Source organism: Pedobacter sp. GW460-11-11-14-TSB4 (assembly GCF_059423705.1).
This window is the reverse complement of sequence record NZ_JBWKYI010000018.1, coordinates 33,256-48,468: the sequence shown is the minus strand read 5'-3', so window position 1 is coordinate 48,468 and position 15,213 is coordinate 33,256. Positions and strand designations below refer to the sequence as shown.

At 37.4% G+C, this 15,213-nt stretch carries 13 protein-coding genes; 4 read left to right on the top strand and 9 right to left on the bottom strand.

Translation table 11 applies throughout. The annotated features are described in order from the left end of the window. Positions 1 to 18 precede the first annotated feature (18 nt). Entirely contained in the window at positions 19 to 162 is a 144-nt protein-coding gene (locus tag AC07YT_RS16960; protein ID WP_158272998.1) for a hypothetical protein, read from the top strand. A 4-nt stretch (positions 163 to 166) separates the two neighbouring features. Here AC07YT_RS16960 and AC07YT_RS16955 read toward each other — a convergent pair whose 3' ends face one another. Next, on the bottom strand, positions 167 to 910 hold the full coding sequence (locus AC07YT_RS16955) for a LytR/AlgR family response regulator transcription factor (RefSeq protein ID WP_057933128.1): 744 nt from the start codon (positions 908 to 910) through the stop codon (positions 167 to 169). A gap of 381 nt (positions 911 to 1,291) precedes the next feature. On the opposite strand from AC07YT_RS16955, the gene AC07YT_RS16950 reads away from it, so the two are divergent. Both AC07YT_RS16950 and AC07YT_RS16945 read left to right on the top strand, forming a co-directional pair. Then, positions 1,292 to 1,666: a hypothetical protein gene (locus AC07YT_RS16950; RefSeq protein ID WP_086547867.1), complete on the top strand. Its 375-nt coding sequence runs from the start codon at positions 1,292 to 1,294 to the stop codon at positions 1,664 to 1,666. A 21-nt stretch (positions 1,667 to 1,687) separates the two neighbouring features. After that, positions 1,688 to 2,179, top strand: a complete 492-nt coding sequence (locus AC07YT_RS16945; RefSeq protein ID WP_086547866.1) for a type I restriction enzyme HsdR N-terminal domain-containing protein — start codon at positions 1,688 to 1,690, stop codon at positions 2,177 to 2,179. 145 nt (positions 2,180 to 2,324) lie between these two features. Here the strand turns inward: AC07YT_RS16945 and htpG are convergent, their stop codons facing one another. The 7 genes from htpG to AC07YT_RS16910 all read right to left on the bottom strand — a co-directional run bounded on the left by htpG (position 2,325) and on the right by AC07YT_RS16910 (position 12,174). Then, positions 2,325 to 4,211: a molecular chaperone HtpG gene (gene htpG / locus AC07YT_RS16940; RefSeq protein WP_494945424.1), complete on the bottom strand. Its 1,887-nt coding sequence runs from the start codon at positions 4,209 to 4,211 to the stop codon at positions 2,325 to 2,327. Between the two features lie 194 nt (positions 4,212 to 4,405). Continuing rightward, on the bottom strand, positions 4,406 to 5,143 hold the full coding sequence (locus tag AC07YT_RS16935) for a DUF4241 domain-containing protein (RefSeq protein WP_086547865.1): 738 nt from the start codon (positions 5,141 to 5,143) through the stop codon (positions 4,406 to 4,408). 97 nt (positions 5,144 to 5,240) lie between these two features. Beyond that, positions 5,241 to 5,633, bottom strand: a complete 393-nt coding sequence (locus tag AC07YT_RS16930) for a response regulator (protein WP_230144492.1) — start codon at positions 5,631 to 5,633, stop codon at positions 5,241 to 5,243. A gap of 115 nt (positions 5,634 to 5,748) precedes the next feature. Continuing rightward, positions 5,749 to 6,612, bottom strand: coding sequence for an N-acetylglucosamine kinase (locus AC07YT_RS16925; protein WP_478359364.1), 864 nt, complete (start codon positions 6,610 to 6,612; stop codon positions 5,749 to 5,751). Positions 6,613 to 6,651: 39 nt separating this feature from the next. Then, complete coding sequence (locus tag AC07YT_RS16920) at positions 6,652 to 7,962, bottom strand: TolC family protein (RefSeq protein WP_086547863.1); 1,311 nt, start codon at positions 7,960 to 7,962, stop codon at positions 6,652 to 6,654. A 1-nt stretch (position 7,963) separates the two neighbouring features. Then, positions 7,964 to 11,074, bottom strand: a complete 3,111-nt coding sequence (locus AC07YT_RS16915; RefSeq protein ID WP_086547862.1) for an efflux RND transporter permease subunit — start codon at positions 11,072 to 11,074, stop codon at positions 7,964 to 7,966. A 2-nt stretch (positions 11,075 to 11,076) separates the two neighbouring features. After that, positions 11,077 to 12,174, bottom strand: a complete 1,098-nt coding sequence (locus AC07YT_RS16910) for an efflux RND transporter periplasmic adaptor subunit (RefSeq protein ID WP_086547861.1) — start codon at positions 12,172 to 12,174, stop codon at positions 11,077 to 11,079. 426 nt (positions 12,175 to 12,600) lie between these two features. Between AC07YT_RS16910 and AC07YT_RS16905 the strand changes: the two genes are divergently transcribed. Continuing rightward, positions 12,601 to 14,379 (top strand): M61 family metallopeptidase, encoded by a 1,779-nt coding sequence (locus AC07YT_RS16905; protein ID WP_494945423.1) that lies wholly within the window; start codon positions 12,601 to 12,603, stop codon positions 14,377 to 14,379. Positions 14,380 to 14,510: 131 nt separating this feature from the next. Here the strand turns inward: AC07YT_RS16905 and AC07YT_RS16900 are convergent, their stop codons facing one another. After that, positions 14,511 to 14,975 (bottom strand): hypothetical protein, encoded by a 465-nt coding sequence (locus AC07YT_RS16900; RefSeq protein WP_057933119.1) that lies wholly within the window; start codon positions 14,973 to 14,975, stop codon positions 14,511 to 14,513. Positions 14,976 to 15,213: the final 238 nt, after the last annotated feature.

Genomic DNA, 15,213 nt, shown 5'->3' with positions numbered 1-15,213 from the left:
CATTAAAATATAAATATCATGAAAGCTCAAAACACAACTAAACTAGCTAAAAAAACTGTTTTCGTTTATAAAAACATCAAAGCTCAAAATAATTATTCAACTACACCTACAGGTGACCAAAGCCACACAGTAGTAATGACTAGCTGGATCGTAGACCTTTAGTAGTTTATTGATTTCGATTAGATTTTAACAAACTGCTCTGTACATAGGCGAAGAAAGCTTCTTTATAACCTTCGCCAATTTGGATCATCTCGTTATTTACCAAACGGATTATATTTCCATCTACTTTTTTAATTGCCGCTTTAGCAACAATGTTCGATTTATTAACACGGATAAATGCGTGGTTTTCTAAGGCCTTTTCAATTTCCTTCAGGGTAAGGTAGGTAGTGTGGGTTTCAGATTTAGTAATAATCTGTATATAATTCTGTAGCGCTTTGATGTAAAGTATTTCATCAATAGCGATGTTAGAAAAAGCATATTTATGGTCGCCTTTAATATAAAGTGCCGCTACCTGATCAGCTTCTTTCGTGCTCACTTTGGTATTATTTGCTTCCTTTTTTAAAATCCTGTCAATACCTAATGCAAATTTTGCAAAGGAAATAGGTTTTAATAAGTACTGATCTGATTGTACATCAAATGCTTGCAAGGCATAATCAGGATGCGCAGTAGTAAAAATCAAATATTTTGCTTTTTCTCTGATATTTTTAGCCAGCTCCAATCCATTGATCCCTGGCATATCAATATCCATAAACAATAAATCAATTTCGTCCTCGATACTTATCTCTGTAAGTGCCTGGACAGGGCTGGTAAAGGTTTTAAAAACTGTTAAACCAGGCATTTCCGCAATGTGGTCAGTTAATACTTCAATTGCATGTTGCTCGTCGTCTATAACAACGCATTTTAGATTCATGAGTATAAATATGTTTGTTTTATTTGATTTGAATGCAAGTTAAATAAAAATGAATTGAATTAACAATAGCACTAAAAAACTTATCCAGGGTTTCGTCTAAAAAAAACCTGGGTTTCGTGTAATATTCTGGGTAGTTGATGTAAAAAAATTATCCGAATCCCTTCTTTTTATAATCTTTATACTGTTTGCCAAAAACAAAAACAGTTAGCAGTGAAAACTACTAGTTGTGAAAAACATCTGCCTGCCCAATCTTGTGTAGCCTGTAGATAATAAAATTAAAAACAGGCCATACAATACTGGGTTAAAGATTATTAAAAACTAAAAAAGATAAAATTACCGAAAAGCAAAGAAATATTCCCCCTACATCTACCAAGCCTCCACATGAAACACAACGAATACGAGTATTTACTTAATAAAATCTACTACAAGGGGATTCTAAAAAATCAAGGAATCAACGCAGACATGTACCAGAGAATGCAAAATGAGTATAGCAATCTTGACGGACAGAAGCCTGTTAAAGGCAAGTTAGATGGCGAATACGCATTCAGAAAATCTTTTTTAGTTGTACGTAATTACGTTCAGCAAGCCATAAAAGATGGTATGAAAAGTTTTCAGTTTACCATGCGGGCAACTGATATCAATAAATTAACTTATATGGTTGATATGTTGAACAGAAACTTTTTTGATAAACAAAGTTTAGATCAAATTATTATCACTGCAAATTCGGTATTTAATCAATACAATTTAAAAAACTAACTACCTATAATAGATAACAACATGGAATTGAAAGACGAAATCGGGCAGTTTGCCGTAAGAATTAAGAAAATGCTTCCACAAGTTCAATCTGAGGATTTAACAAGGAACGCGTTAGTTATGCCTTTTATCCAAATCTTAGGATTTGATCCCTCAGAGGTTCAATCTGAAGCTGTTCTAGACTTCGGGGTTAAAAAAAGTAAAAAAGTGGATTACACCATTATGAAAGATGGCGAACCAACCATTCTGGTTGAATGTAAACACCACAACGATAATTTAGATATTCACGATTCACGCCTATCTAAATATTTCCGTAAAACAAAAGCTAAATATGGTTTATTAACCAATGGTTTAGTGTACCGCTTTTACACAGAAAAAATGGTGAGATCTAAGAAAAATCAAGAGCCATTATTCGAATTTAAAATAACCGATACTAAAGCCGCTACCATTGCTAAAATGATCGAAGATCATAAAGATTACTTCAATGTAGATCAAAAAGCGAACGTTGCAAGCTAAACAATATTAATTTTAATCTAAGAGTTCCCGAAAATTCTTGCCTAAAAGTCTTGATCTGATCAGGACTTTTTTTATGCCCATTCACCAAAGAAAAAGGGAGAAACCGATTCGGTTTCTCCCTTTAAACTTTAACAGGTTTTCCTGATTAAATTAATTCTACACTTCTGCTTACAAAAGCAGTTAATTCTGCACCAGTTAACATACCTTGTGCTAAAAGCGCTAAATCTACCGCTTGTTTAGCCAGGTTGCTTTGCTCTTCTCCCTCAGCCTTTAAAATTTTACTGACCAATTTATGGTTTCCGTTAATGGCAACTTTGTAATTGTCGGGCATTTGGCCGTAAAAGCCCATTCCGCCACCCATAGCAGCCATATCTTTCATCCGGCGCATAAATTCATCCATGGTAATGGTAACTGGTAATTCTTCAGGATGTAAAGCCACAATTTCTACATGCATACCTGGTTTGGTAATGGCTTTTTCAAAAATAGTGGTTACTTCTTTTACCTGATCTTCAGTTAAAACATGCTCATTTTGTTCGTCTTTCTCAATTAATTTATCCGCAACGCTGGAGTCAACACGTTTAATTGATGTTTTCTCTAATTTTTGCTCCAATTGATTGATAAAGTGATTGTCGATTGGTGAGTCTAATAATAAAACATCGTAATCTTTTTTGTTCGCCGATTGGATAAAAGCATCTTGTTTAGCCGCATCGTTGGTGTATAAATAAACCACAGTGCCATTTTTATCCGTTTGTAAGGCGCTTACCTTCTCTTTATACTCAGGAAGTGTGAAAAGCTCATTTTTAGTGTTTCCAACTAAAGCAAAATCTTTAGCTTTATCGTAAAACTTCTCTTCACTGATCATACCGTATTTTACAAAAAGACCGATGTCTTTCCATTTATCTTCATAAGCTTTACGGTCTTTGGCAAATAACTCACCTAATTTATCAGCAACCTTTTTAGTAATGTAGTTATTGATCTTTTTAACGTTGCTGTCGGCCTGTAAGAAACTGCGTGATACATTTAACGGAATATCAGGAGAATCGATTACACCGTGTAATAACATCAAAAACTCAGGAACAATATCTTTAACCTCATCGGTAATAAATACCTGACGTGAATATAATTTGATTTTGTTGCGCTGCATTTCGAAATCGTTTTTCAACTTAGGGAAATACAATACGCCGGTTAAATTAAAAGGGTAATCAACATTTAAGTGGATCCAGAATAATGGTTCTTCACTAAATGGATATAATTCGCGGTAAAAGTTTAAATAATCCTCGTCTGACAAATCTGCAGGAGCTTTTGTCCAGATCGGGTTGGTGGTGTTGATTATGTTATCAACTTCAACGTCGTTATACTTGGCTTTACCTTCCTCATCTACGCCATCTTCAACCGATTCTGTTTTAGTGCCAAACTTAATAGGCACAGGTAAAAATTTAGCGTATTTATCCAGGATTTCCTGCAGTTTACTTTCTGCTAAAAATTCTTCCGAATCTTTGTTTACATGCAGGATAATATCGGTACCGCGAGTGGTTTTAGTTCCTTCAGTAATTTCAAATTCTGTACTGCCATCGCAAACCCAACGTGCAGGTTCTGCGCCATCCTGGTATGATAAAGTTTGAATCTCAACTAAATCTGCAACCATAAAGGCCGAGTAGAAACCTAAACCGAATTTACCGATGATTTCATTGGCATCTTTAGCATCCTTAAATTTCTCTACAAACTCACTTGCGCCAGAAAATGCAACCTGGTTAATGTATTTTTTAATCTCTTCGGCAGTCATTCCCAAACCGTTATCGCTAATGGTAATGGTTTTTGCATCCTTATCAACTGCAACTTGCACCAATGGCTGACCAACTTCGCCATTAAACTGACCTAATGAACCTAGTCTTTTAATTTTCTGAACCGCATCTACTGCGTTAGAAACCAACTCACGAAGAAAAATTTCGTTATCAGAGTATAAAAACTTCTTAATTATCGGGAAAATATTCTCAGTGTGTATCGAGATATTTCCTTTTTCCTGTATGCTCATATGTAAATAAATTGTTTAATCTACATCCTGCATAACAAGGCTTGTTCCAAAAGAATTTATTTGCCAAAATGACAGCATCCATAAATCCATCATTGCTGGTTCCATGGTCTGTGTCTCAGAGACCACCAGTTGCTTTTATTATTACAGTTTAATCATGATTTGCAAAGCAAAGCCTCATTATTATAAATTGAAATTTACGCCTCTTCACCGTAAGCCAGTTCAATATCAATAAACTGAATAATCAGTGCGCAAATATTACCTTCAATATCAAAACCATAATAAACGGGGTAGGTGCCATCGCCAAAACCACTTTGAAAAAATGGAATATGGTAATCCGTCCCTGGGATTTTCCAGTTGATCCAATCGCCACCTTCACGCTGATGAATAGGGTTTTCGGCATAATTACCTGCAAAAAGTGCCGCGAAGTAATCATCGTACAGATTTTTACCAGGATTCTCTCTGTTAAACTTGTCTTGAAAGGCACAGAAATGTTTTAATGTTTCTTTATCCAGCACACAAGCTAAGCCTGCATCTACATTAAAACCAAAAAATTCTCCTTCATTAAAATTAACAAGGTCTTCTGTTCCGATTAATGCCTCTTCAAAGCGTATCGCATCATAAGCTGTAAACTGCACTTTAACGGCAGCATATCTGGCACAATCTTCATCATCGGGAACCACTACGGCTGCCGTTACCGGGAATTCGCCTTTTGGTACTTTAATTAAATATGGTTCAGCATCTTTCTGGATATAAACCAGTGGATCACGCACCAGAATTTCTCCTGTTGGAATAGAAACGCTTCCCAGTTCAAGGTGATCTATTTTTTTGCCAGCAACTGCTGTTTCTTCAAAATAATCATTCAAATTGTTAGGACAGGCTAATAAAGAGCGTTTCTCGTTCCAGGTTGTTAACCATTCATTGCTTGGTATCATGTCATTAAATTTATAGGAAAGTGTTTTTTTTATAAAAATAAAAAAGCCAAGAGAAACTTAAGATCCTCTTGGCTAAATATTTTAAGGCTGCACTAACTTAATTTAACAGAAAACTTGGTTTATCTTCTTCCAGTGAAAGAATTTTAGAGATCTTTTTAAGCAGTACATCCATTTGGAATGGTTTTGATAAGAAATCGTCCTGACCGTAGTTTAAGGTTGTAAAATCTTTTGGATCGTATAAACCTGAAATCAGTAAAATTGGAATTTTAGAGGTGCTTTCAATGGATTTTAGCTGCTCGCACAACACACGCCCATCGATATGCCCTAGAGAAATATCCAGTAAGATTAAATCGGGACTAAATTTTTCAATTCTGTTAAAAATTTCTTCGCCATCATTTAGTGCCGAAACTTTAAATCCCCCGATTTCCAGTATTAATTGTATGGTTTCTAAAACCTCAATATCATCGTCTACTACCAGTATTCTCTTCATATGTGTTAGCATTTATATGCCGTTAAAAATATAACAAAAGTTTATGTTGTTATGTTTACAATCTTAAGAATATTTTAACAATAAATTTATAATAGCTAAAAATAAGACTTCGATTTTAACTTGCCTGTTGTACTATTCCTTCTTTATTTAAAATAAAATTAAACAGCTCTTCAATGGGTTTCTGTAGTATTTTCCCAGGTTCAATGCCATTTTCTAATAACACCGAAATTAATGTTTCCTGATAATAATAGGCGATTGAACCTACAAAATGGCAGGGAACATTTTTATGTTTAGGATAATCTTTAACGTTCGTATCTACAAACTCCTGAAAGCCGGTTCTTAAAATATCCTGAATAAAGGGATGGTCTTTATGGCTGGCCATAAAGCGGCTAAAACCTGCTAAATAGATGTTAGGGAAAGGTTTTTGATATACATTGGTAATAATCTGTTCCTTTTCTGAAGGGAAAGATTTTTTAAATTCTGCCGCTAAGTTGGAGGGCATTTTATTGTATAAATAGCTTAAAAGTACTTTTTTCCCAAAGAAAGTACCAGAACCTTCATCGCCAAGCACATAACCTAAGCCGTGGTGGCCATCGTGGATTTTCTTTCCATCGAAATAACAGATATTCGATCCGGTACCTAAAATACAGTTTAAACCTTCAGCATTTCCGCAGGTCGCATATACCGAACCCAAAAGATCGTGGTCTACTGAAATAAAGGCATTACCAAAAACGGCCGACAAGCCATTTGAGACTACTTCATGTTTGTCGGGTGAAGAACAACCGGCTCCAAAGAAGTAGATTTCTTTTACCTCATCAGCATATTGTAATAAGGATTCATTTTTAGAAATCAGCTTGGTAATTTCTTGCTCACTTAAGAAATAAGGGTTTATTCCAGGAGTGCTAAACTTAATGGTCTCGCCATTATGATAGCCCATCCAATCGGTTTTTGATGAGCCACTATCTGCAACAAGTATCATGGGACTAAATATAAAATATCATGGGTTTAAATATAAAGATTAATTAGATAAATTTATATTTCCACTGATTTCTTTCAGTGTAGTTTCGGCTATTTTAGCTTGATATTGCATTTCAATGAAACGGTTTTTGGCATCAATAGCATTACGCTGTGCTTCTCTTAATTCTAAAGGCGCAATACTGCCTAAACGGTATTTTGCCAGGGTAATATCTAAGTTTTCTTTTGCAATATCTACATTTCGTTGTTCTAACTTAATCAAATCGAGATAAGTGCTATAATTTTCATATGCGGTAAGCAACTGCGAATTTACATCGAGTTTGGTTTTGTTTAAGGTTAAGGCCGAATTATCGATCTCAATCTTCGCATTACGTTCTTGCTGGCGCTGTAAAAAACCATTAAATAAATTTATACTCGCAGTAACGCCATAGGTAAATCCATTTGCAGCAAATTTTTGGTTAAAGCCAGTAGGGCTGGTACTGTTTGCCCGGCTATAACCAGAGTTTAGGCTAACGGATGGATAACGTGCGCCACGGATAGATTTTAGATTTAACGAGGCAATACGCTGATTAATAAAAGCATTCTGCACATTCGGATTCTGTTGTTCGGCCATCTCGGCCATTTTGCTAAATAAAATGCCTTTATCTACATCAATATTATTTGCAACAGAAAAGGAGGTGCCAATATCTCTAACCATTAATTGATTTAAACGGACTTTAGCTACCTGTAGGGCATTTTTGGTTTGCAGGTAATTTGAGGTATCGGTATTATAATCAACCTGTGCGGTTAATACATCCAGTTTTGAACCACGGCCAAGCTGTAATTTTGTTTTGGCAATACTGGTACGTAATACCGAAACATCCATCGCACTATCTGCTGCTATCACCAATTGTTGCTGCCTTACAATATCATAATAGGCCGTAATTACATCTGCAACAGTAGTTAAAATGGTTAAGCGGGCGTTTAACTCGCCCTGCTTTTGCAATTCTTTTAAGCGATCGTAATTGGCGAACATGCTAAAACCATCAAAAATAGTCCAGTTTAAATCGGCACCATAACTGTTATTGGTACTTTTTGCGCCTGTAATTACCCGGTCAGGGCCAGTGGCAGGCGTTTGCCTGGTGTTCTGGATACTTCCGCCATTGGTATAACTTCCGGTTAAGTTAGGTAACATACCCGCATTGCCGATATTGGCATTGTTCTTTGCTATATCGATCTGGTTTTTACTGATTTTGATGTCGTAATTGTTCTGTAAAGCAATGGTAATGGCTTCCTGCAAGCTCAGCTGTTCTTGTGCAAAACCCGAAAGGGATAAGCTTAACAGTAGGATAAATATTTTTAATTTCTTGCTCATCTTATTCTTCTGTATGTAAAGCTTCTTGTTCAAAACGATGGGCTTCTTTTAATTCTTTATTCGGTTTGTATGGTTTAGCCCAGTAAGAGTAAATGGCTGGTATTACAAATAAGGTTAAAACCAATGAGAATAACGTACCACCAACAATTACGGTTCCCATACTCATTCTGCTTTTTGCCGCGGCACCTAAAGCCAGTGCAATGGGTAGTGCGCCAATGGCAATGGCCAAACTGGTCATTAAAATCGGGCGCAAGCGCGAAACAGCCGCTTCGCGTATGGCTTCGGGGATTGGAATGCCTTTTTCTTTTAGCTGGTTGGCAAATTCAACAATTAAAATACCATTTTTAGTTACCAGACCAATAAGCATGATGGTACCAATCTGGCTGAAGATATTCCAGCTTTGACCGCATAACCAAAGCGATAAAAACGCACCTGCAACGGCCATCGGTACAGTTAAAATGATAATGATCGGGTCTTTAAAACTCTCAAACTGCGCCGAAAGAATTAAATAAACCAACAGAAGGGCCAGGCCGAACGCAAAGAAGGTATTTGAAGAACTTTCTTTAAAATCACGCGATTCTCCACTTAAATCAGTAGAGAAAGTTTCATCCAACACTTTTTTAGAAATGGCATCCATGGCATCTATACCTTCACCAATGCTTTTACCAGGTGCTAAACCTGCCGAAACAGTTGCCGCGATAAAACGGTTGTTCCTGTAGAGCTGTGGCGGACTACTTTCTTCTTTCGCCGTAACTACGTTATCGAGCTGAACCAATTCGCCCTTATCATTACGCACATAAACCGAACTCAAATCTAGTGGGTCTTTCCGGTCGCCGCGATCGAACTGACCAATTACCTGGTATTGTTTTCCATTCATGAAGAAATACGAAAACCTTTGACCGCTTAAACCTAAATTTAAGGTTTGGGCAATAGCAGATATAGAAACACCTAAGTTTTTTGCCTTATCTCTGTCGATGGTTAAGTTGATTTCAGGTTTATTAAATTTCAGGTTGACATCCGAAACGGTGAATGTTGGATCTTTCGATACCGCATCCATAAACAAAGGGATTTTCTCTCTTAGTTTTTCGAAATTTTGTGCCTGGATGATATAACTGATGGGCAAACCACCTCGACGGCCAACGGAAATAGTGGGCTGTTGATTCACAATGGTTTTACCTTCTGTATATTTCTTTGTGACGCGGGTAAGCATATCCGCAATGTCTTTTTGCGAACGTTTACGATCTTCAGGATCTACCAGGCCCATTCTTACAAAACCCGAGTTTACCGAGCCTGATCCACCAAAACCTGGTGAGGTAATGGTAATGTTTACATTTTTTTCGGGCACAGAATCAAGAACCAGTTGGTTCAGTTTCATAATAAACTGATCGGTATAGGTAAATGATGCACCTTCAGGCGTAGTTGCATTAATGTTTATCGCACTTCGATCATCATAAGGAGCGGTTTCTTTTGGTAAAATCTTCCAGAATAAGAAAATTAAACCCATACACACCAAAATAATCGGAACGGAAAGCCACCTTTTATCCAAAAACTTATTCAGGTTCGATTCGTAGGCATCATTTAACTTCACAAAATAGGGCTCTGTCCAGTTGTAAAATCTGGATGGTTTATGTCCACCTTTTTTCATCAGGTAGGCATTTAACATCGGCGTTAAGGTTAGTGATACAAAGGCGGAAACCAGTACCGCTGCACCGATTACCACACCGAATTCCCTAAATAAGCGGCCAACAAATCCCTGTAAGAAAATTACCGGTAAGAATACGGCTGCAAGAGTAATGGAAATCGAAATTACAGCAAAAAAGATTTCATTTGACCCTTTAATGGCTGCCTCGAATGGCGACATACCTTCTTCAACCTTTTTAAAGATATTTTCGGTAACCACAATACCATCATCTACCACCAATCCCGTAGCCAGTACAATAGCCAGTAAGCTCAACACGTTAATGGAGAAGCCAAAGGCATACATAATAAAGAAAGTGAAAACCAGCGATACCGGGATATCGATTAATGGTCTGAAAGCGATTGCCCAATCCCTAAAGAAAAGGTAAATAATCAAAATTACCAGTACCAGCGATAAACCAATGGTTTCTGCCACTTCGGTTACCGAACGTTTGATGAAAAGTGTATTATCTAATGCAACCTTCAGTTTAATGTCTTTTGGGATATCGGCTTTTAACTTATCGAAACGATTGTAAAACTCTTTACTGATATCGAGATAATTGGCGCCCGGCTGAGGGATAATGGCAATGGCCACCATCGGCCGGCCCGATTCGCGTAGAACGGTTTCTTCATTTTCTGGCCCTAAAACGGCATAACCTACATCTTTTAATTTAACTACCTGATTGCTGTCGGCTTTTAAGATTAAGTTGTTAAACTGACTTTCGTTGGTTAGTTTTCCTAAGGTTTTAACGGTGAGTTCAGTAGTCGCTCCGGTAATTTTTCCTGATGGAAGCTCTACGTTTTCATTGTCTAAGGCAGTAACAATATCCTGCGAAGTTAAACCGTAAGCGCTCAGTTTATTCGGATCCATCCAGATGCGCATGGCATATTTTCTTTGCCCCTGGATTTGGACGCTACTTACGCCCGGAATGGTTTGGATACGGTCGGCAATTACATTTTCGGCGAAATCGCTTAATTCCAGTGTATTGCGTTTGTCACTCTGGATGGTCATCGATAAAATCGGATCAGAGTTGGCATCAGCCTTACTAACAACGGGTAAACCGTCGATATCTTTAGGTAAAGTTCTGGCGGCCTGCGATACTTTATCACGCACATCGTTTGCGGCCTCTTCGATATTTTTATCGAGGTTAAACTCGATGGTGATGTTACTTGTTCCCTGATTACTTGATGAAGAAATATTCCTGATCCCATCAATAGAGTTGATCGATTTTTCTAAAGGTTCGGTAATCTGCGATTCAATAATATCGGAGTTGGCCCCCGGATAAGAGGTTCTTACTGAAACGACGGTTGGATCAATAGATGGATACTCGCGAACACCCAAAAAGGTATAACCGATTATCCCGAATAAGACAATCAGTAAGTTCATCACAATAGCCAGAACCGGCCGTTTTATACTCGTGGTGGAGATACTCATAATTATTGTTTAACCAAATGAACTTTTACTGGAGCATCTTTTTTTAAGGCCATCGATCCGGTGGTTAACACCGTGTCGCCGGCTTTTAATCCCGAAGTAATTACAATGTTTTCATCGGTGCGTGTACCCGCCTCCACTTTAACTTCCTGTGCTTTTCCGTCTTTCTGTATGTAAACAATTTTACCTTTCAACACGGGTATTACAGCTTCATTAGGAATTAGTATGGCGTTTTGTACCGTATTTAAAGCCAGTTTAATTTTGGCAAAAGAGCCTGGTAGTAGGGCATTATCTGCATTAGGCGCTAAAGCCCGAATTTGTAATGTTCGGGTTGCGGCATTAATCCCGGGTTCTATGGCATAAACTTTTCCTTTATTTTCTTTAGATGAACCATCAGTAGTGAATATGATTTCTGAATTCATTTTAATCTGCCCTGCATATTTCTCCGGAACGGAAAAAGTAACTTTAACCGGATTGGTGCTGACCAGGTTGGCAATTACCGTTGCGGGTGTTAAATAGGTTCCAGCAGAAATGCTACGCAAACCCACTCTACCTGTAAAAGGTGCACGGATAGTGGTTTTTGCCAGTTGTGCCCTGATTAATTGTGCTTGTGCCTGTAGCGATTTTAAATCTGCTAAAGCGGTATCGTATTCTTCCTGGCTAATTGCCCCTTTCGCCAAAAGCTGTTTTGCACGGTTTTCATTAGTTCCCGAAAGTTTTTGCTTGGTTAGGGCATCCTGTAATTGTGCCTGTATATCTCTGTCGTTTACTTTTACCAGTACACTTCCTTTCGATACTGTTGTACCTTCCTGAAAGTAAATTCCGGTTACGAGGCCCGAAACTTCACTTTTTAATACAACCGATTCGTTTGCATCAATAGCACCGGTTACCTCTAAATCATTATCAAACGATACCGGTTTTACCACAATTCCATCAACTACCAATGGTGCAGAAGAGCCTCCTTTACCGCCTTCTTTGCCTTTTCCTGCCCCTGCAGATGCGCCGCCTTTCCCTTCGAGTTTTTTATTTGCATTAATTCTGTAATAGACTAAATAAGCTAAGCCTATAGCTAAAACAGCATAGATGATATACCTTTTCTTCATGTTTTTTATTTGTGTTGTGCGTATTCCAACATTAAAATGAAATTAATGTTTAGAATTAGAGCGTAAAAATATTCAAATAGTTTAGTCCTAAATTTGTTGTATTAAGGATGTTACCGATTTTAGCCCGAAGTCTGGAGTCGGAAGTCTAAAGTCTGGATGCAAAATAACAAGTCTAAACCAATTATTATCGCTACAATAATCAACAAATTGATGTTTGATAGGGCTCCAGTGCCTAAAGCGCGCTTTACTTCCCGCAAACTGCTAATCGCCAAACGCTGGACGACCGAAACAACTATTTTACACCACATTTAGCTATTTTGTTCCAAAACCCCATCAATAAATCTAAATTTGCAACAAAACACAGTCAATATCAATATGTTTAACAAAAAATCAATTTTAAGTTTAGTTTTACTACTAACGTGTATTATGGCAGCGAAGGCGCGGGTAAAAATAGGCTTTGAGGTTTCTTTTAAAGAGCCACAGGCACACTATGCTGAAGTTCAGATGAATATTTCTGGCTTGGCAAAAGATTATGTAGATGTAAAAATGCCCGTTTGGACACCAGGTTCTTATTTGGTTCGCGAGTTTGAAAAAAGTGTAGAAGAATTTAAGGCTTCTGCAGGGGGTAAAGCTGTAAAAGTCGAAAAAGTAAGAAAAAACACCTGGAGAATTTTTTCAGCGAAGGCTGCCAATATCCAGATCAGTTACCGTGTTTATGCATTTGAAATTTCTGTGCGTACCCCTTTTATCGACGAATCTCACGCTTTCTTATCTCCAACAGGGATTTTTATGCATCCTGATGGTATGATCAAATCGCCAAGTACGGTAAAAATTGTTCCTTTTAATACCTGGAGTAAAGTTTCTACTGGTTTAACTCCTGTTGCGGGTGAGCAGTTTACCTATAAAGCTACTGATTTTGATATTCTTTACGATAGCCCTATTGAAGTGGGTAATCAGGATATTTTCGAATTTACAGCTGCTGGCGTTCGCCACGAAGTAGCCATGTACGGCGGTGGTAATTACGATAAAGAGAAACTAAAAGTAGATATGGCTAAAATTGTAGAAAAAGAAACTGCAGTTTATGGCGAAAACCCTAATAAATACTACCTTTTCATTGTTCATAATTTCTTAAAAGGTGGTGGCGGTTTAGAGCACTTAAACTCTACCACTTTAGGCGCGACCAGAAATGCTTACAATACGGCCGAAGGTTATAAAGGCTTTTTAGGTCTGGTTGCCCACGAGTACCATCACCTTTGGAATGTTAAGCGTCTACGTCCGGTAGCGTTAGGCCCTTTTGATTATGATAACGAAAATTACACGACCAACCTTTGGGTAGCTGAAGGATTTACCTCGTATTACGAAAATAAATACTTACACAGAGCTGGTTTTACTGATGTAAATGAATTTTTGAAAGATTTGGCAAGTGGTATAGGTACGGTGTTAAATACACCTGGCGCTAAATACCAGTCGGCTGCTTCATCCAGTTATGATGCGTGGATTATCGGTTACCGTCCGAATGAAAACTCAAAAAACAATTCCATCTCTTACTACAATAAAGGAGAAGTGATCGGTATTTTAATGGATCTCGAAATCATTAATGCCACTAAAGGTGCCAAAAGTTTGGATGATGTAATGAAAGCCATGTATTTGCAATGCAAAACTTTAAAACGTGGTTATACAGATGCAGAATTTAAAGCCATGGTTGAAAAAATCTCCGGAATAAGTTTTACCAGTTTTTGGGCAAAATATGTTAACGGGGTAGATGATGTAGAATATGTAAAATACCTGGGTTATGCAGGGGTTGATGTCTCTACAGAAAATGCAACGCCTGGTAAACCAGTTACTGGTGCAGCTGTTCAATTGGCTACTAAAGGTTTAGAAGTAACCTCGGTTACCAGAAACACGGCAGCATGGATAAGTGGCTTAAATGTAAACGATATTATTATCGAGATTGGTGGCTCCTCATTGAGCGATGTGTTGAAAAATGTGAAATTAAAGGAGCCAAAATTTTCCTTAGATATTTTACCCATCATTACGGATAAAAAAACAGGCGATCTGTTAACGGTTAAAGTAATCCGCGATGGACTTGAAAAGGAAATTTCTTTAAGCTTAAAAGAAAATCCAAGTGTACGCTTAAAAGCAACTGTAAATGAAAATGCAACACCAGCGCAAAAAGCAGTGTTAAAAAAATGGACAGGAATTTAGTCAGTTTGCAGTTAAAAGTTTTCAATTTGCAGTTAACTTAAAAACCCATAAAAAATCCCGTAAGATTAATTTCTTACGGGATTTTTTATGGGTTTTAATTTACGCTTCTCGCTCAGCGCCATGCGCTTTGCCTAGAAGGTATATCTAAAACCTAAGCCGAATCTTCCAGCGTTAAAATCGCTATCGTTATCGCCTATGTAAAGTCTTGGTCTCCAGTCTAAAGCTAATGCCAATGGTGCGCCAGAGAATTTATAATCTAAACCAACCATCGGAACCAGATAAAAACTAGAACCTCCGTCATACAATTGAATAGACGGACCACCACCTAAATACCAGTCTAAACCTTTAGCACCTGGGATAGATGAATTGTATTGAAGAAAACCCTGGATAATAGTCGAGTTTCCACCAAATAAAACTTCACCTTGAAGTGCAGCTTTAGGACTGAAATGATGCCTAACTGAGGGGCCAACCAATGTAGCGCCATCTCCAAAGTCGATACCTAAACCAAGTCCGGTTTTATAGTTTTGGGCTTTAACGTTTGTTGTAGTAAGGGCAAACAATGCAATGCATCCTAAAATTGTAAATAACTTTTTCATAATTTAAATGTTTTGTAAATAATTATCAGCCTAACAACTTTAATGCCGTTTCTGTTTTTTGGGTAAAAATCCATCAGGATAAAAAACAATGCTTGCATAGTAATTTTGTAATCACTAAGTTTATTTAAATATTTTTTAGAAAAAGTAAATACAGCGTTTTATCAACTACGAGGTATTATTTTTATTAAAAAGGCATATAGATGTTAATCTTTATGTTTGATTTTTTAACTTAACCAAA